We start from the raw sequence: 18,300 nt of genomic DNA on the forward strand, positions 1-18,300 counted from the left end.
GCCGTGGCTACATTTTCCAATTCCTTGTATGCGTAGAATTTGCCAAAATGCCCATAATACGTATCAATACGGGAGGTGATAGCAGATGGCATACAACCAACAAATGATGCAACAATCCAGTCAATCGAGTCAATCGTCGGGACGCCTCGTCGTTCCGCAAGCTTCCACCGCTCTGGACCAAATGAAATACGAGGTCGCTCAAGAGCTGGGGATTCAAATCCCGCAAGACGGTTACATGGGCTATATGGCAACACGCGACGCCGGCGCAATCGGAGGCCATATCACTCGTCGCCTTATTCAAATCGCCGAGCAGCAATTGAGCGGCCAGTTCAACCGATAATCCCATGAACGCGAGCACCTGGCTCCGACCGGTCATCACCCGACTGGCAGCGGCCAGGTTTTTTCTTTGTTCCGGACCGTTCATCCGCACGGATAGGGTTGACCGCCGAGAGATGAATCATTTACCATAGAAACAAATAAACATTTATGAATATTATCGTGCACATATGAGCAACCCATTTTGATCCATCCATAATCCTGGCCAAGGAGGCATTTTACATTCATGTTGCCCGTAGAGCGCAAGCAGCGCATTGTCGAATTCGTAAAGCAGCGGCAGGTCGCCTCCGTAAGCGAGCTCGCGCAAGCGTTCCAGGTCACGATACGCCGCGACCTGGCCGAGGCCGAACTGGAAGGGCTGCTGAAACGGACGCACGGCGGGGTCATTCTCGATCAGGGCGCCAACGTCGAGCCGTCTTTCTCCGAACGGGCGAGCGACCAGCTGGAGCAGAAGCGGCGCATCGGCAAGTATGCGGCTTCACTGATCAACGACGGCGACCACATCATTCTCGACTCGGGCACGACAACGATTCATATTGCCCAGCAGCTCGTGCACCGGAAGAACTTGACGATCGTGACGAACGACATGAACGTCGCCGCCGAGCTGCGCGACTGCCGGGACATCACCGTGGTCGTCACAGGCGGGACGCTGTACCATTCCAGCTTCATGCTGAACGGCCTATATACCGATCACGTGCTAGGTACGATCCATGTGCAGAAGGCGTTCATCGGCACGCCGGCGATCCATCCCCAATATGGGCTGACCCACCCGGAGGAGAAGCTCGTGCCGACGAAAATCGGGATGATCCGGGCGGCCCAAGAAGTCATCGTCGTCGCCGACGACACGAAGATCGGCAAGCGGTCGCTTCATCAGGTGGCGCCCATTCAGGCGATCCACACGTTCATCACCGGAACGGAAGCCTCCGAGCTGCATGTCGAGGCGTTCCGGGAAGCCGGCGTGCGCGTGCACTGCGTCTAGCCTCCGCGGCTTCTCGGTGATCCGCTGGGAAGGAGGTGAATTACTATGACTATGAACGCGCCTATACACAAGCATCGGCTGTGGCAAAAAAAAGTGCTGGCGTTCCAATGGCCCGACACCACGGAACAAGAACCAGCACCCCAGAAATCACCCACAAAGTGAAGTAAGCCTCCGAAGAGTATACCTAATACTTTGCGGGGGACCCCGAATATAACAACTGCACTCTATAGTATATCGTAAAAAAAGAGAAAGAAGGGAATCGCAGTGGCTCATAATCCGCAAGCGGATCGCGTCTACTGGCAGGCGCATCGCGGAGGCGGGGCGTACGAACGCCCGGACAATACGATGGTTGCCAATCTATACGCCTGGAGTTTGGGCGGCATCCCGGAAGCCGACATCCGGACGACCCGCGACGGCGTCATCGTCTGCCTGCACGACGAGACGCCGGCTAGAACGACGACCGCTCCCGACGAGAAGAAGGACTTGCCGATCTCCGAGCTCGACTACTCCGACACTCTGGCGTGGGATTCCGGCGTGAAATTCGATCCGCGCTTCGCCGGAGAGCGTATTCCGTCGCTGGTGGAAGTGTTCGAACAGCTGCGGGTCGACCGGGAACGAAGCGTGTACCTGGATCTGAAGCAGGTCGATCTGGACCAGCTAGGAGCGCTGATCGACGAATACGGCGTCAACGGTCAGGTCATCTTCACGCACAACCAGCAGGCGAACTGCAAAGCGATGAAGCGAATCGCGAACGGCGTGCGAAGCATGCTGTGGATCGGCGGATCGGCGGACGCGATCCGCGAGAAGTTCCTGGCCGCGGCGCGCACCGGCTTCGACGGGCTGGATCAGGTGCAGCTTCACCTGAATTCGAAGTCGCCTACCCCCGACTGGATGTACGACCTCGACGCGGCGTTCCTTCGGGAGGCGCTGCAGGCTGCCGCGGATGCCGGGGTTGACTTCGAGGTGCTGCCGTTCCAGTTCGACGACCGATCGCTGCGGCAGCTGCTCGATCTGGGCATTCGCTGGTACGCCACGGACGAGCCGATGCGCTTCTCGCGTATCGTGCAAACCTGGGCGGAGCCGTCGGCGGTTTAACCAGCTGCTGGACCGGACATATCCCCGCCATTATTCTTAAACACCAAGGGCCGTCCATCTGGACGGCCCTTAAGCATGCCTCGTTCTCGAATAGATGAAAAAAGTTCCTTTATTGACCCAAAAATCAGGTCTGTGCATAAATTAGAGGAAAAATTTGCATCTGTGCCTTCCATTCACTCATGCAATCGGCTTCGCAGAACCAATAGATGAACTTTTTTCATTTATTTCTTATAAAATAAGTCTCATAGATCCATTAGATGAACTTTTTCCCCCTATTTCAGGATCATTCTCCAGTTTCTCTCCTAAGATCGCCTTGGCGATCTGTCCGATAATAATGTCCTCAATCTCCGGAACGAACGGCCCGCTCAGTCCGAAGAAAAAGTTGCAGGTCGCCTCATACCCGCCTTCCCGAATCATCTGAGCCGTCGGGATATAGCAGAACACACCGTTCGTGTAGCCCAGCACTAGCGTCTTCCCATTCCCGAACATGCGCTTGATCATGAGCGCGTATTGGGTGGACACTTCCCCTTCAATAGCTATAATCCGGACGTCGTCGGCCAACTGCCAGATCGAGATGTACAGCGGCAGGCTGTCCTTGATTGTGCCGTCCTGGATCGCTTCTATGGTACGCAAGGCGCTCTTCCTATAAAAATCAGCAGCGGCTGGATCGTTCGCGATCGCTTCGAATTCCTCGATCGGGGTATGTTCGGTGTAGACCGTTGGATCCAGCAGCACCGACCGGAATCCGGTACTCTGCACCGGGCTGAAGGAGCCATGCTCCAACAACTCGGCCACTTCTTTGGCCAGATCGACTCCGGCTTCCTCCATTTCGCCCATGGTGCACGATTTGAACCCGTCTCCATCAGCGCTTTTCATCGGCTTGATCTCGCCCGCGCAGCCTTGCAGGAACATTGCGATTGCGTCCGGATACGCGGCCTCCAGCCAGTTCGAAGCGGCACCGGCGAAATCGCCCGAGAACAAGTAATTGGCCGAACCCGCTGCCGTCGTATGACACCCGTAGTTGTACAAAATGCCCTTCACCCGCTGCTCGGCATCCACCAGCTTCAAGACGAACAAGTCCCGGTCGATCTTCCCCTCGTAATAGGGCTTCCACTCCACCCCGCCTCGACCGTCCGGCCGTCTCCGGCTCACGCCGAAATCGGACTGCACGCACCCAAGCAGCAGCTCGCCTTCGATCAGCCCGTCGTAGCAATCGCGCACCATACTCAGCAAGGTCGCTTCGATGAAATCGTAGTAGGCTTCATCCTCCGTATATACGAGCTCCCGCTCCGAAGACGGCCACTGCTCCTGCCCCATGCTGTAGCCGCCCTTACGCAGGCTCTCGTCCCGCCCGGTCAAGTAAACCGAATGATGCGTATGCGAGAAATTGATCATCACTTCGGCCGGTTCTAGTCCGAAGTCCCTTTTCAGAGCCGCCTTCAGGTCCACCACGAAGCTGCGGTCGGAGCCGAGCGTATCGATCGTCACCATCAGCAGCGACCGGTCCGTCTGCAGCAGCGCCGCCTTCATCCGGATCGGATCGTGAACCCCCTCGGACTTGTGCGTACGTGCTCCGAACCCGTGCATGAATACCGGATGATCCGGTGTAATATCCGCTTGTGCTAATGCGAATTTCATGGCGTTTCCTCTCCTTTCGCGCTGTAAACGAGTGGGTTCAGGGGGCTGGCTGCCAGCTCGCCTGGCGCCTGGCCGGGGCACCAGCGCATCAGATCGTTCCGTCTGGCATTGCTGTCCGGGTCCAGCAAGCGGGTGCCGTCGGCGTAATAGATGATCGTCATCACCTCGCGCATCCGATCCGTCGGATTGCCGGGCGCGCTGTGCAGCGTCCAGCCGTAATGGAACGTAGCGTCTCCGGCCTTCATCGCCCCGTAGTTTTTCTTGGGAATTCCATGCGCCTCTACGTATTGCTGAAGGGTTTTGTGCGATTCGTCGGAAATTTCCAGCTTGCTGATGTATCCTCGCTTATGGGAGCCGGAAGCGAAGGTCATGGAACCGACCTCTTCCGGAATGTCGACTAGCGGCATCCAGAGCGTGATGGTATTCGTCGTGTCCAGCGGCCAGTAGATTTGATCCTGATGCCACGGCGTATGCCCGCCGCCCGGTTCTTTGAACAACGCTTGGTCGTGATAGATCCGCACCCCGCTCACCCCCATGAGATCGGCGGCCAGCTTGGCGAACCGGCGGGCCATCACGAACCGTTTGACATTTTCATGCGTTTCCCAGATGTTGGAGATTTGAAGAAAGGCTTTCCCGTATGTATCCCTCTCGTGGAGCGGTTTGTTCTGCGTATTGAGCTCCCGTACCGCCTGGACAATCGCATTCCGGTAAGCGGCCAACTCGTCGGTTGACGCCACCTGGCGCAATAAAATGTGCCCCTCGTTTTGGAAGCTCGACACCTGCTCCTGCTCCAGCTGATACGTTTCAGTCAACTCGCGATACTCCTCGACATGTTCGTTCGGCACTTTGTTTAGCCTCCATTCGGATTGAACTCTGGATACGAATGTGTGGGCGTTTACAAACGACAGTTGAAGCCATCCACCGGTTTCTCCGATGGACGTTTGGCAGGCTAAGCTCGGTTAGTCAAAATCGTAGCGCTGCTCTTTAAAGGGATCGCCATACATATGGTAGCCATTGCGCTCCCAGAAGCCCGGCTTGTCCTTCGCCATGAACTCGATGCCGCGCAGCCATTTGGCGCTCTTCCAGAAATACAGGTGCGGCACGACCATCCGGACCGGATACCCATGCTCGGGCGTGAGTATCGCCCCGTTGTGCTTGATGCCGAAGAAGCTCGTCTCCCGCAGGAAATCCTCGAGCGGCAAGTTCGTCGACCAGCCGTGTTCGGCATGCAGCATGACGTACTTGGCCTCCGGCTTCAGCTTCACCCGCTCCATAACCGTCGCCACTGCGACGCCCTCCCACGTGTTGTCCAGCTTCGACCAAGTCGTGACGCAGTGGATGTCGTTGCGGAATTCCTTCCGGGGCAGCGCCATGAACTCCTTGTAGCTGATCGAATGCTCCTGCTCCACGAGGCCGAACAGCTTCAGATCCCACAGGCCCATGTCGCGGTAATAAGGGATATCGCCGTAATGGAGCACGGGAAACCCTTGGGTGACCGTCTGCCCCGGAGGGACGCGGGTCGAATCTTCGGGAGACGGGTTGGATCGGAACAGCATGCAGGCAAACCTCCTTATGTTGAGAAGTACTGATGCCTATAGAATGCCACTGGTTCCATTATATCAAACCATGCGTCCGCTGCGAGGGGAGAATCGGGCTTTGATGTTGATCCGCTGCCCGGAGGAGTCTCGCTGAAAGGGAAAACCTCCCTCATTTTCTTGCGGATAGTCTCATTTCGCCCTCATGAGAGGGAAAACCTCCATCTTTTTCGGCCAAATCTCGTCCAAAACAAGCTTTACTCTCAAAAAAGAGGGAGCTTTTCCCCCTCGCACCCCTCAAGTCGCTTAAATCGAACGAAAGAGAGGGAGAAAATCCCTCTCGCACTCGATGAAAAAGCTTCAGCGCAGGACTACGAGCTTGAACTATGCCGCCCTCCACACGAAACAGCCTTAGTCACTCGACTAAGGCCGCTCCTATAACCATCACCGTTCCATCGTTTTGCCGGGCGGGGGAAAGGACCGGGCCAGCTGCGGATCGGGCAGCGGATTGGCAATGCAATTTTTCATCACCGGAGCCAACTGCTTGCCGTCGTCCACGAGCGACATGGCGCGGACATCGGTCAACTGGCGCTCGGGAACCCGCGACCAGTCCAGCCGGAAACCGCTGTTCAGGGCAAGCGTCCGAATGAATTCGCGCTGCGACCGGCCGTTGCCTTCCCGGAACGGATGGACCTTGTTGATCGCCGCCATGTATTGCGAGGCTCGTTCGGCGAAGGCGTCCCGGTCCGGAAGTCCGGTGAGGAACCGCTCCTCTTTCAGTTTATCCGATACTTGCTGCAGCGCATCGCGGATGTCTCGATGATCCCAATACCCCATGCGCATGTCCAAGTTGTCGTAGTATTTGGTCATATTGACGATCCGGAAATCCCCGGCCCAATCGTACACGTCCTGGAACAAATGCTTGTGGATCGCCTGCAGATGCCGGGTGTCGAACGCGCCCGGAATCGGTTTTTGTTCCAGCTGCACGAGCCGGAACATGACATGGTCGGTTTCCGCCCGGTGCAACCGGAAATTGTCTTGGATGTCGAACTTGTTGCGCATGACGGGGATATCCGGATACAGGTACGGATCTCTCCACTCACCGCTCATCAGTTCTCTTCCTTTCCGGGACGAATCCATTTAAGCACTTCTTCCTCCGTCAGCTCCCCCTTGGCATACCGGATCATGATGTCCTCGGTCTCCTTCGACACGGTCTTGCCGTCCATCGCCAGGCTGGCTTTGGCGTTGTTCACAATGCGGACGGCATCAGCCTCCTTCGCCTCCTGCTGCTCCTGTTTTTGCTTCAGCCGCTTTTTCTCCATCTCATCAAAATGGTTCATTTTCGTTCTCCTCCTCCTGGTTTAGGTTAGACCGCGTTATTTCGGCAATTGGGCCGTCAAGGCCTCGATTTCGAGTCTGAGCTGCTCGATTTGGGCGTCGCGGTCCTTATAGCTAAGCGAGGTATTAATGTATAAATTCCCCACCTGAGCTTTCTTCACATAGATCTTCGCTTTGATGTCGCCGCTGCTCTCCGCATATTTCCAGGCATCGGCGGTATTGCCTAGATCGGCGTAAGCCATCGCTACGTCCGCCTGGTCGTCTTTGGACAGCGTGAACAGATCCTTCTGCTCGATCACCTTTTTGGCGTCCTTGGCGGCGACCGCTTTTTCGAACCGGACCTTCGCCACCAGCTTGTCGTCCCCGCTTTTGAGCGCATAGTTGCCGGCCTCGTCCAAATTGTTTTCTTTCAAAAAAGCTTCGGCCACGATCCGGTTTTGACGTTTGTCCAGCTCGAACTTGTTCCTCAGGTCCAGGATCGCTTTCGTATCGTTCGCAACCACGGCTTTTTCGAATTTGACCAGAGGCGCGTCAACCTTAATTTGCTGGATGGCGAGCGTATTCTTCTTGTCGACGAAATCCTGAACGACCAGGCCGATTATGTCCTTGTCGGGATACACATCGAGGGCCATCAACCCGGCCCCGCGTTTGTACAAGGCAAAGGCGTAAGCATATTTATCCGCATCGGACAGCTCCTTGGGATCGATCTGCTGGTAGGTGAGAATCGCCTCCTTATACTTACCTCCGGCTCCGTCGCGCAGCGCCTTCAGGACCTGCTCGTTCACGACGGGCGTCGATACAGCAGTCTGGACTTCAGCTGCCGCGGCCCCCGCGGTTTCTCGGCCGCTGTCATAGCCCATCGAGTAGACGGAAAGCCCGAGACTGGCCATGACCGCGAGTAAACCGGCCACGCCCATGACAATCCATTTCCGGTTGACCTTCAAGCCGGTCTGAATCTGCTCCTTCTTCATCGCCGCGACTTCTTTGTCGATGAGGTCCATGCGGTCCCGCTGGTTGGCGGCAGCGAGCCGCAGATCCTCGAACGATCGGCAGCGCAGAATCGTCATCAGGAATTCCTGGGCCCCGGGGGCGGGCTTCTCCCGGGCGGCGCCGATCCCTTTGCTCTTCATCGTCTGGAACGAGACGGAGCTGAACAGCATCAGGATCAGCCGCTTCACCTGATCGAGCAGATCGTCATCGTGGAATCCCGCCGAGGGCAGCATCGTATCGATCCCGGCGAAGATCGCCTTGATGCGATTGAGCGGATCGACGTACAAGTTGAGCGGCTCAAGCGGAATCGTCAGTTCCCGGTCCCGGTATAGCTCTTCCGCATATTCCCCCAATTGAACGAGCGATTCCGCAATCCTCAGCTTCGAGTCCAGCTTGTTCGTCCGGATTTTCTCGAACGGCTTGAACCCTTCTTCGATGCCATAATAGAACACATAATCCTGGCGGGACTCGTCTTCGAACTCCACATGCTTCAGCGGGAACAGGTGGTCGCCCGGCAGCTCCTTCAGGATGTCGAATTGCTGTGGAGAGTCGGCGAGCGTCCTCTTTTTGGGCAATTTGAATTTCACCAAATCTTTGTTGACGGTCAAAGTGCCACCGTTGAAATCAAAATGTTTGGCCATTCCCTTTCCCTTCCCTATGCATTAGGCTTCAAATTCCTCGGCAATCCTCGCGTACCTGGGCACGTAAGGCAATCTGGTGCCGGATGCGGAGTCCAAGTAGTCGAACCGGCTTTCCTTCTCCCGAAGAAGTCCTCCAAAAAATTCGAATTGGAACGTTTTCCGGATTCGGATCGGATTCGTCCCTGCCGCGAGCAGCAGCCCTTCTTCGCGGGGCATGCGCATGATTTCGTCGGGTGTCATCAGCGGACGCTTGGCATAACTGTGCGAGGTAGAGTCCGATCCGCCCGACTTCCTGCTCTTCGATACGGACCGAGAATCGGTCCGGATCGTGGTATCTCCCAGAAGATCCGAAAAATACTTGGCCGTCATATGGTCGCCCGCTCCGAGCAAAAACCGGATGGAGTTGTTCCCGATGATCGCTTCCGCCTTCTCCTTGGAATATTTGTCGATAAGCTGGCCGATCGACTGGACGATCGTGCTGCAGGAGATGCCGTAGGACCGGCAGGTCGCGAGCACCTCCTCGTAATTCGGAATTTTCCCGATATTCGGGAACTCGTCCAGCATAATGTTGACAGGCCTCGGCAATCGGTTGTAGTGTCGGTCGGCCAGCCGATATAGCTGCTGAAACAGCTGGGTGAAAAAATTCGAGATGAGCATTTCCCAGGTCGAATCCGCTACCGGAAGGATGACGTATACGATCGTCTTCTTCAGGCCGATCGCTTCGAGCTTGAAGTCGGATGCCGACGTAAAAGCCTGAACTGTCTTGGAATTCCACTTCGACATCGTAACGGCGAGCGAGATGAAGATGCTGGACCGGACTTTGTCCTCGGCCATCCGGACGACTTGATAAGCCATACTCGCGGGATGGTCCGCAGCCAGTCCGGCGAAAAAAGCATCCATATCTTCGGGAGTGCGGCCGTAGGTGGTCAGGATATACCGGACCATATCCATGTTGGCGTCCTCCGGTTCGCATTCCGATTTTACGTAGAGCAGCAGAGTGGTCAGCAGGGCGATTTCGGCTTTTCCCCAGAAGTCCATCTTCTTGTCGCCGCCCTGGGAATTGAGGAACAAGGCGGTCGCCACCCGTTCCGCATCCGTCTCTTGCTCGATGTAATCGATCGGATTGTACCGGTCGCTTACGTCCATCTCCTTGAAATTGAGCAGACGCACTTCATAGCCTTGCTCCCGCTTGAGGGCGGCCGTACTTTCATAAATTTCGCCTTTAGGATCCGTGACGACGATCGAACGATGCCGCTCGTGAATGATGTTGGTCAAGATATAGGACTGCGTCTTGCCGGATCCCGGCCCCCCAACGCCGAACACGTTTCGGTTCGGAATGGACGTCTCTTCCGGCAGGATGACGGGTTTGTTGTTCAGCGTGCCGAAGAGAAGTCCGGGCGAATTATCCAGATTCGGGTGGCTCGCGGAGCCGGCTTTTTGAATGGAGGCAGCCGAGGTCCGCTTATTCCATGTTTTCCTCACGAAAGCCCTGTCGTTGAATACTTCGTGGGACGCCGCCCATCGTGCGGAACCGTAAGCTCCATAGGCGGAAGCCTCTTGAAACGTACGGGATTTGCTCACAGTCCGGTAGACGAACAGGCCGGCCAATAGCCAGACGGCCAATGGAAGCAGCTGCCAGCTCCAAAATTCGGGATGCGGGAACGCATCTCCGAGCAACTGAAGCGGATGCCACATCGACTGCGTAATTTGCTCCAAGTCCGGACTTTCTGCGGCCGGCTTCGACATCCAGGCCAGCGCGGCAATGACGAACCATTCGACAACGATCGCCGCCAATAGACCCAGGATCATGGCCCCAGTCGCCTGTTTCACCTTTTGTTGCCCCATCTCAACACCTCCCATTAGGTCGGGCAACCCGATTGGGAGCTTCAGGCGCTCCTTTAACTTTTTACAAAACCGATCTAGGTCTAGCAAAAATACCCAGAGACTGGTTCATTATACCATTGGCAAAACGCCATCCGCATCGACCGATAGCTGTGATTTTGACCGGCATCCGGGTCCCGATTTTCCATAATTCGACATATCCAAAAGGGTACATAGCTCATACAAAAATGAAAACATCGCCCGATTGTAACACGGCCCCCCTAACGATAAAGTTAGGAGTTGATCAAGACCATTCGCGGCCCGGAATGAAGACAAGGAGGACAATCAGGCAATGAGAGTGACACGAGGCGCTTTTCTAGTAGACGATCCGTTTCAAAAAATAACCGAGTTTCTCGACAAACAGGTGGTGAACGGGTTTCTCAATCTGGCGATCCCCATCGCCATCTTATCGATTATCGGCCTGACCTTGGCCGCCTACATGTCTCATGACGAACATTCGAAAGCGAAATTCAAGTCGGGCCTCTTCTACGTGTGCGGCGTCACCGTCGTTTTGCTGCTCTCGCGCGTCATTGTCGGATGGTTGAAATTCAACATCCACTGAGGGGGGATTTACGCTCAAGATGGAAAAGCGATACAAAATCCCGAATCAGGTGGACAGCACGTTTCACGTTTGGAAATTTATTACGTTGCTCGACATCCTGGTTTTGACGCCCTCGGCTGTGTTTTGTATTTTGGTGGTCTGGCTCGTGGAAGGGCTGTTGGAGATCCGGCTGGTGGTCGGCTTACTGCCGGTCGTAGTTACCGCAATCGCCGTCTTCGTCCGTCCCATCAAGGAACGCCCGAACATCCGGGCCCACCGGTTTTTCAGATGGAAAATCGAGTTCAACCGCCGCCAACGGAGTTTTTTATTCAAGAAAAAAATGGCACGGCGTGAGGAGGGAGTCGAATTGTCCGGCCGAAAGCCTTCGAAACCGCAGGAGCGGAGCGCCCAAGACATCATCCCGATACGTCGGGTGTTCAATGAAACGATCGAAACGACCGATCATCGGCTAGTCAAAATCATCGGCATTTCCGCCGTCAACCTGAGCCTTATGTCGCTGAGCGAGCAAATCCAGGTCATGGAAGGCTATGAGCAGTTTCTGAACAACTTGGACGATCCGATCCAGCTGTTGCGGGTTTCGGAACCGATCAACATGAGCCGGTATATCGACGAGCTGCGACACAAACGGGCTAACACGACGGATGGGCACAAAAAACTGTTGCTCGCCTCCTACATCGAATATGCGCAAGGCATTCAGCAAAACCGCGAAATGATCCGGCGCAACCGCTTCCTCGTGTTCGACGAGAAGTACGAGCCCGGTAAGGAGGGTTCGCTCGAACAGGCCATGATCCGGCTGCGGGCGCGCCGAGACCATTATCTAGAGCGCCTGGAGGACATGCTGTTCCGGCACCGGCTCGATGCGGCGGAATTGACGAACGAGGAACTGAAGAAGGCGTTGCAAATTTTTTACGACTACGAGAATGCCCAGCTTCATTCGATTACCGACGAAATCGAGATGGATTACTTGATCGGAAGACGCAATCTGGTATCGGCCGTCAAGCGGATCGAAGAGCGGGAGCGTCTCGCGAACGAATTCTGAATGGAGGTGCGATCCGTTGTTTGGCAGGAAGAAGAAGAAAACCCGCGACGACCCGAATCTGGAGCAGCTGATGGAGGACAATTCGGCCTTCCTGGATATGCTGAGCCCGGACAGCATCCAGGAAGAGCTCGACCATCTTCGACTCGGACGCAACTATGTCCGGGTTCTGGCAGTGGCCCACTATGCGAACGACGTCCTGATCAATTGGCTGTCCGGCCTGCATGAGACGAGCGGCAATATTACGCTGTCGCACCATATTTCGCCGCGTTCTTCCGAAGGGATGATCGCTTCCTTGAACCGGGCGATCATCGAGCTGAAGGCCCGGATTCAGGAGCCGAAAATTCAGCCCAAGGACGCGATCCGGCTTCAGAAAGAGCTGGAGGATGCGGAAGTGCTGCTCGACAATCTGTCTTCGGGACGCAATCAGAAAATATTCGACCAGCACATGTACATTTTGCTGCAGGCCCGATCCGTGAAGGAATTGGAGCGCTTGACCAGCACCGTGAAGGCGAAATGCGGCCGCAACCTGAAAGCGGTCATCCCGAATACGCGCATACTGGACGCTTTCACGTCCTCTCTCCCGATCCGGTCGAACGACCTTCCGGAGATGACTTACCGCAATTTCGACGGAGAAGCGCTGTCGAGCCTGTTTCCGTTCGACGAGGCGGAGATTTTCGCGGACCGCGGGGTAGTGAAAGGCAAGAACCTGAAGACCAATTCGGTCGTCGTGGTCGACCACGATCAGCTGATCAACCGGAACGAGGTCGTGATCGCCACATCGGGCGGCGGCAAGTCCACCTACATCTGGGGGGATATGATGCGGCGGTGGATTCAGGGGACGATTATCCGGACGATCGATCCGAAGGCCGAATTCGGCCGCAAGTTTCAGCGGCTCGGCGGCATCTGGGTGAAAATCTCCCCTACCTCCGACGATATCATCAATCCGTTCGAAATTCTGAACTCCTCCATTATGCTCGACGAAGAGGGAGCGCCTATCGCCGTATCGCTGCTCCACCAGAAAATCGCGCGGTTGAAAACGATGTTCACGTTGATGTACAAAAATTTGGTCAATCAGCAAGTCGAGCTGGCTTTGCTCGAAAAGGCGATCGTGGAGACGTACCGCCGGAAAGGGATCGTGTGGACGACCGAATTTTCCCGATTGACCCACACCGACTTCCCGATTATGAGCGACCTGTACGAGACGATCGGCGAGCTCATCCGGACGGATAAGACGTATCAGGCGCTGGACGGGTTTTATCAAGTGCTGTATCCGTACGTGGAGGGCTCTTATTCGAAAGCGTTCAACGGGCATACGAACGTCGATTTGTCGAGCGACCTGATCAATTTCGATATTTACGATCTGCGTTCGGAGTCCGATCTGCGCCAAGTGGCGATGTTCAACATCCTGACGTTTCTGACCGACGACGCGACGATGGACCGCACCAAGGTGAAGCAGATCTATGTGGATGAGGCGCACATTCTGGCCGATCCCAAAAATCCGACGGCGATGGAATTTCTCAGCATGATGTACAAATTGATTCGCTCCTTCCAAGGGGGCGTCACCTCGGCTACCCAGCAGGTGGGCGACTTCCTGTCCGCCGTGGACGGGTCGAAAAATCACGGGGAAGCCGTCATTCTGAACTCGGTGACCAAGCTGTACTTGCCGATGACCGCCCAGGAAATCCAGGATATTATGAACAAAACGTCGGAGAAATTCTCGGAGGCCGAGCAGCGGCTCCTCGTCGTCGAGGATGCCGAGAAGCACAAGAATGCGGGCAAAGGCATCTATGTCGTGGGCTCGAAGAAGGTGCACATCCAAGTGGAGCTGACCCAAGAGGAGCTCCGGTTGTGGGATGGCCGCTGGTACCGGCAAAAGTATGGAGAGCCGCCTGAAGAGCAGCCTCTCTACGGGATGAAGCGCGAGGAAGTGTTCGGCTGATGGATCCGGCTACGCTTTACTTGGTTTTATCGAAGCTGTGGCATTTCCGGAAGCCGATCGCTTACACCGTGTTCGGCATTAGCGTGTTCGTGATGATGGTCATTATCCTCATCTTCGGCGGCAGCCTCTCAGGGGGAGACGGCGCCGGCCCGGACGGCGTGTACCCTCCGGGTACGGCCAACGTCAGCGAGGAGGTGCTGCGCTATGAACCGCTAGTGGCGCAGTATGCGAAGGAATTCGGCGTCGAGACCTATGTGCAGGTCATTCTCGCCATCATGCAGCAAGAGAGCGGCGGAGCCGGACTCGATCCGATGCAGGCTTCGGAAAGCCCCGCCAATCGCAAGTATTGCAAGCGGCCGAACTGCATCACCGATCCCGAGTATTCCGTCCGGGCCGGAGTCGAGAACTTCTCGATCGTCATGAAGCAGGCGGGCGGGGATTTGCCGCTCGCGCTGCAGGCCTACAACTTCGGCTCCGGCTTCATCGATTATGTGAAACGGAACGGCGGGGCCTACACGCAGGAGCTGGCCTTGCGGTTCTCCAGGGAGCACGCATCCGAGAATCCCGCCGGCTGTTCCGATCCGGACGACTTCCGGACGAAGGCGGGGGCTTGCTACGGGGATTACTTGTATGTGGACAAAGTGATGCGGAACTTGGGCGGAATGGACGCTTATGCGTTAACGGCGGCCGGGGGACAAATCTTCGATTTCAATGCCGTTTACCAAAGCATGCGCGGGTATCTCGGTCTCCCCTACAACTTTGGCGGCAATTCGCCGAAGGAAGGGTTCGATTGCTCCTCCCTGATGCAGTGGAATTTCCGGCAGGCCGCCGGCATCAAGCTTCCCCGGGTGGCCTACGACCAATACAGGGCTACGGCTCGAGTGAAGGCCAGCGACCTGAAGCCGGGGGATCTCGTGTTCTTCACCGGCACATACGACTCCGGGACCCCGGTGACTCACGTCGGCATGTACATCGGCGCCGGCAAGATGATCAACTCCAACAGCTCCGGGGTCAGCATCGACTCCTTCACATCCGGTTATTGGAAGGAACACTTGTATGCCTACGGCCGGATCGTCCGCAGATAGGAGGCTACGACATTGGATAGGGATGTACGGCTGAAGTGGATTGTGATCGGCGTCTTGGCTTTTTTGGTTATGAGCATGGGGTTTTGGGGCCTGTCGATGCGAAAAGAGATGTCTAACGACCGTGCAAGGAATGAGTCCCTCGATTCGCAGCTCATCCAAGCAAAATCGGAGCGGGATCAAGCGAAAGCCGCTTTGGCGGGAGACGGGATCCCGGCTATCACGGGGTTCGCGCAAGCGTTCTTCGTCTTCAACAAGCTGTCCGACCGCTATGCCCAGGCCAAACCGTTCCTCACCGACAATGGCTACAAAAGCTTGTTCCCTTCCGGACCGGTGGACAGCATCGCGGATAGTCCGGTGACGATCTCGGCTACGATCAGCCAGGTCGAGCCGTACTTCCGGCGCATCGACGAACGCCACGGCAGCGGCATGCTCGTGCTCAAGCACGAATTGAAGGTGAATAATGCCGTCTCCGCCACGATTACTTATGTCAAGCTCGCCCTTATAAGAGCGAACGAAAGCGCCCCCTATCTGATCGACCGCGTGGAAATTGTCCAACAGCAGAAGCTTTAACGCCATACCGAAGGGAGGAGTTCCCATGAGACTGCCGCCGCTTATGCATCGCGCGGCCGAATCGATCCGCAGCTATATCCGTGGTCGGATGCGCCGCAGCGGCAATCCGGTGCAGGAGACGCTGCGCGAGGCTTATCGGAAGCTCTCGAAGCCGGCGATTTTATTGCTGCTCGTTCTCGTGCTGTTCGCCAATGCACCGACCGGGCATATTGGGGCGGAGGATCCGCCTCCGCCGGCCTCGGATCAGCAGCCGGCTTCGACCGAAGCGAAGCACATCGACAAACGGGAATGCGGCTGGACCGAGGTGGACTGCAAGTTTCAGAACATCCTGATCGATCTTGCGAACCAGGCGTTCGACGTCATGAAAGACATGCTAGCCATTTTCATCCTCGAGCCGGGACAGCTGCTCGAGAACGAGACCGTCAGCACGTTTTTCAATTTAATCAAAGGCGTCAGTTGGTCGCTCGCCACCGTATTCCTGGTGTACCAGTGCCTGCGGATCTACACGCTTAATTTGGCGGACGGGGACCGGTCGGAACTAAGGAAGCTGCTGCCCAAAATCTTTTTGATCCCGGTCTTTATGATGGGGCTGCCTTGGATGGTGGAAGGGATCCTCACGCTGTCGGGCGCCTTCAGCCGCGGCTTCTTGGCGGTGCCGAGCGTAGGGCCGGACGGGGGGCAGATGCTCGGCTTCGCCGCGATTTACATGCTGTTCATGGGCGCTACGGGCAGCTTGTTTATTGTGATTCTGGTCCTGGTGTTCCTCGCTCTTCTGGCGGTATTCGCCTTTCAGCAATGCTTGAGGTTTGCCGAACTGGCTTTTCTGGTTGTGACGGGACCGGTAGCGATCATGTCGATCCTGAATCAGGAATTCAACCTGTTCCCTAGCTGGTGGAGGCATCTGTTATCCGTCGCCTTCACGCAGAGCGTTCAGTATTTGCTGATTGTGATGGCGATTAAACTCGCTACCGGGACCAACCCGTTTCAGGGGGACTACATGGGCATCTTCGGATCGATCGGATGTATGGTGCTGGTCATCAAATCGCCCGGTTTCATCCGGGAATTCATGTATTCCACCGGAGCGGGCCGGAAGGCGGCAGGCATGGCGGCCAGCACGGCGGTTACCGCAGGCCGCAGCCTGATCAAACTCATCAAGTAGGAGGCCGGAATGAAACGACTCTTGATTTTCTCCCTCTTCGCTTCCGTTTTGCTCAGCGCCTGCTCCCAGTCCAAAGCGTCCGCGCTGATCGGAGATTGGGAGGCGGTCGCCGCCGACAAGGGGCGGTGTCATGACAACTTCTCGATTCATAAGGACGGCACGATCATCTACTCCCGTACCGGGGGCCAAAAAACGACCGGCACGTACAAACTCGTGGACGGGGACACGTACCGCATCGATTACGGCGGAGCCGGGTCGGATTCGATCGAGCTCAAAGTCGAAGGCGGGCAGCTCGTTACGAAGTTCGGCAATGCGGGTTCGAAGGCGTGTACGTATACTAAGAAGTAGGCGGGCAGAGTTAATACCAAAAACCAAGATGTCCTTGGTCGTGGCGTTCAGTTAGGCGCGTTGGGGCGGGCAGGCAGAGGGGTTACGACCGCTGTTGCTTTTGGTCTGAATGGGCTAAGGATAGCAGCACAAGATTTCAAAGACGGACGCTTCGCTTCTCCACTCCCCGACCGGACACGGAACGAGTTAGCCAAAGAGGCTGTCGATTAATTGTGGATCGTATGATTTCAAGCTTAAGAAGCCAATCGTGGATCCGAATGACGTGTAGTTTGATTTTGCCCAATTGGAATGGGTACCCAAGGGAAGTCCGAGCTATGCAGTTCGATTTTGCCTAACTAAATGACGGTATTCCAGGGGCTGTGTTCTAAACGTGCGCTCCAATTCGGCGAAATCGAACTAGCGCTCGTCCAAATGATATCTAGACTTCTGTAAGTTGGGGAAATCAAACTAAAATGCGTTTGTATCGGTTCGATGAGCCATCCACAATGAATCGACAGCCTCAAAAACCTGATAACTCCCCTCATGCCGTCCGGACACGGACCGAGTTAGCGCGAAAAACCTGATAACTCCCCTCTCGCTGACCGGACTCGGACCGAGTTAGCACGAAATACCTGCTAACTCCCCTCTAGCTGACCAGACACGGGCGGAGTTAGCACGAAAAACCGGCTAACTCCCCTCATGCCGTCCGGACACGGACCGAGTTAGCGCGAAAAACCGGCTAACTCCCCTCTCCCGGTGGTGCGTTCCTCCATAACAAAAAATCCGGCCGGCGGCCGGATTTTTTGGTTATTGCTTACCGACAGACACGCCTCAGCCCGTCTGCCCCGCATGCACACGCAGCGGTTGCGGGAGCAGCGTCTTCGCGATCGCGAGGCGCTTGGTCCCGGGCACGATCATTTGCTCGCCGATGACCGTAATCTCGTTCGCGTCCGGCCGCCCCACGAGGGCACCATCTTCGATGATCGCCCCTTCGGCGATAATCGCTTTGTGAATTTGGGCCTGGCGGCCGATTTTCACATTAGGCATGATGACACTCTCGGAGATGTAGCTGCCGCTGCCGACCTCCACATTCGGGAACACCATCGTCCGATGAAGCTCTCCGTACACACGAGCGTCCGAATCGGGCTGGGGGACGGCGTGAAGCGGCCATTCCTTCCGGTTCAAT

The 18,300-nt window shown here is 56.1% G+C and carries 18 protein-coding genes; 10 read left to right on the forward strand and 8 right to left on the reverse strand.

Features of this window, described 5'->3' with window-relative positions; genetic code table 11:
- Positions 1-85: 85 nt before the first annotated feature.
- The 3 genes from ACI5FR_RS30880 to ACI5FR_RS30890 all read left to right on the forward strand — a co-directional run bounded on the left by ACI5FR_RS30880 (position 86) and on the right by ACI5FR_RS30890 (position 2,410).
- Positions 86-340 (forward strand): alpha/beta-type small acid-soluble spore protein, encoded by a 255-nt coding sequence (locus ACI5FR_RS30880; RefSeq protein WP_405461677.1) that lies wholly within the window; start codon positions 86-88, stop codon positions 338-340.
- A 222-nt stretch (positions 341-562) separates the two neighbouring features.
- Positions 563-1,315: a DeoR/GlpR family DNA-binding transcription regulator gene (locus tag ACI5FR_RS30885; RefSeq protein ID WP_405461679.1), complete on the forward strand. Its 753-nt coding sequence runs from the start codon at positions 563-565 to the stop codon at positions 1,313-1,315.
- Positions 1,316-1,579: 264 nt separating this feature from the next.
- Positions 1,580-2,410 carry a glycerophosphodiester phosphodiesterase gene (locus ACI5FR_RS30890; protein ID WP_405461681.1) on the forward strand — a complete coding sequence of 277 codons (831 nt, stop codon included), beginning with the start codon at positions 1,580-1,582 and terminating at the stop codon, positions 2,408-2,410.
- 228 nt (positions 2,411-2,638) lie between these two features.
- Here the strand turns inward: ACI5FR_RS30890 and ACI5FR_RS30895 are convergent, their stop codons facing one another.
- The 7 genes from ACI5FR_RS30895 to ACI5FR_RS30925 all read right to left on the reverse strand — a co-directional run bounded on the left by ACI5FR_RS30895 (position 2,639) and on the right by ACI5FR_RS30925 (position 10,397).
- Positions 2,639-4,048, reverse strand: coding sequence for a hypothetical protein (locus tag ACI5FR_RS30895; protein ID WP_405461683.1), 1,410 nt, complete (start codon positions 4,046-4,048; stop codon positions 2,639-2,641).
- A complete protein-coding gene (locus tag ACI5FR_RS30900) occupies positions 4,045-4,893 on the reverse strand; it encodes a phytanoyl-CoA dioxygenase family protein (RefSeq protein ID WP_405461685.1) in 849 nt (282 codons plus the stop codon). The genes ACI5FR_RS30895 and ACI5FR_RS30900 overlap by 4 nt, the downstream gene beginning before the upstream one ends.
- A 114-nt stretch (positions 4,894-5,007) precedes the next feature.
- Positions 5,008-5,604 carry a sulfite oxidase-like oxidoreductase gene (locus tag ACI5FR_RS30905; protein WP_405461687.1) on the reverse strand — a complete coding sequence of 199 codons (597 nt, stop codon included), beginning with the start codon at positions 5,602-5,604 and terminating at the stop codon, positions 5,008-5,010.
- A gap of 423 nt (positions 5,605-6,027) precedes the next feature.
- Positions 6,028-6,693, reverse strand: a complete 666-nt coding sequence (locus ACI5FR_RS30910) for a Fic/DOC family protein (protein ID WP_405461689.1) — start codon at positions 6,691-6,693, stop codon at positions 6,028-6,030.
- Entirely contained in the window at positions 6,693-6,923 is a 231-nt protein-coding gene (locus tag ACI5FR_RS30915) for an antitoxin VbhA family protein (protein ID WP_405461691.1), read from the reverse strand. Before ACI5FR_RS30915 ends, ACI5FR_RS30910 begins: the two co-directional genes overlap by 1 nt.
- A gap of 36 nt (positions 6,924-6,959) precedes the next feature.
- The gene (locus ACI5FR_RS30920) at positions 6,960-8,552 is read right to left on the reverse strand and encodes a type VII secretion protein EssB/YukC (RefSeq protein WP_405461693.1); all 1,593 of its coding nucleotides are present in this window, start codon (positions 8,550-8,552) and stop codon (positions 6,960-6,962) included.
- A 21-nt stretch (positions 8,553-8,573) separates the two neighbouring features.
- Positions 8,574-10,397, reverse strand: a complete 1,824-nt coding sequence (locus tag ACI5FR_RS30925; RefSeq protein ID WP_405461695.1) for a VirD4-like conjugal transfer protein, CD1115 family — start codon at positions 10,395-10,397, stop codon at positions 8,574-8,576.
- 328 nt (positions 10,398-10,725) lie between these two features.
- On the opposite strand from ACI5FR_RS30925, the gene ACI5FR_RS30930 reads away from it, so the two are divergent.
- The 7 genes from ACI5FR_RS30930 to ACI5FR_RS30960 are packed head-to-tail and all read left to right on the forward strand — an operon-like array spanning position 10,726 to position 17,135.
- A complete protein-coding gene (locus ACI5FR_RS30930; protein WP_405461697.1) occupies positions 10,726-10,995 on the forward strand; it encodes a hypothetical protein in 270 nt (89 codons plus the stop codon).
- A gap of 19 nt (positions 10,996-11,014) precedes the next feature.
- A complete protein-coding gene (locus ACI5FR_RS30935) occupies positions 11,015-12,034 on the forward strand; it encodes a hypothetical protein (RefSeq protein WP_405461699.1) in 1,020 nt (339 codons plus the stop codon).
- 16 nt (positions 12,035-12,050) lie between these two features.
- Entirely contained in the window at positions 12,051-13,973 is a 1,923-nt protein-coding gene (locus tag ACI5FR_RS30940) for a VirB4 family type IV secretion system protein (protein ID WP_405461701.1), read from the forward strand.
- On the forward strand, positions 13,973-15,058 hold the full coding sequence (locus ACI5FR_RS30945) for a bifunctional lytic transglycosylase/C40 family peptidase (RefSeq protein ID WP_405461703.1): 1,086 nt from the start codon (positions 13,973-13,975) through the stop codon (positions 15,056-15,058). The genes ACI5FR_RS30940 and ACI5FR_RS30945 overlap by 1 nt, the downstream gene beginning before the upstream one ends.
- A 12-nt stretch (positions 15,059-15,070) precedes the next feature.
- The gene (locus ACI5FR_RS30950; protein ID WP_405461705.1) at positions 15,071-15,628 is read left to right on the forward strand and encodes a hypothetical protein; all 558 of its coding nucleotides are present in this window, start codon (positions 15,071-15,073) and stop codon (positions 15,626-15,628) included.
- Between the two features lie 25 nt (positions 15,629-15,653).
- Complete coding sequence (locus ACI5FR_RS30955; RefSeq protein WP_405461707.1) at positions 15,654-16,787, forward strand: conjugal transfer protein TrbL family protein; 1,134 nt, start codon at positions 15,654-15,656, stop codon at positions 16,785-16,787.
- 9 nt (positions 16,788-16,796) lie between these two features.
- Positions 16,797-17,135 (forward strand): hypothetical protein, encoded by a 339-nt coding sequence (locus ACI5FR_RS30960; protein WP_405461709.1) that lies wholly within the window; start codon positions 16,797-16,799, stop codon positions 17,133-17,135.
- An 810-nt stretch (positions 17,136-17,945) separates the two neighbouring features.
- Here ACI5FR_RS30960 and ACI5FR_RS30965 read toward each other — a convergent pair.
- Positions 17,946-18,300: GlgC family sugar phosphate nucleotidyltransferase (locus ACI5FR_RS30965; protein ID WP_483875165.1), on the reverse strand; the 355-nt coding region annotated here is incomplete at its 5' end.

Origin of the sequence: Paenibacillus sp. HJGM_3, assembly GCF_045062745.1 — a bacterium.
In the GTDB taxonomy this organism is placed as follows: domain Bacteria; phylum Bacillota; class Bacilli; order Paenibacillales; family NBRC-103111; genus Paenibacillus_AA.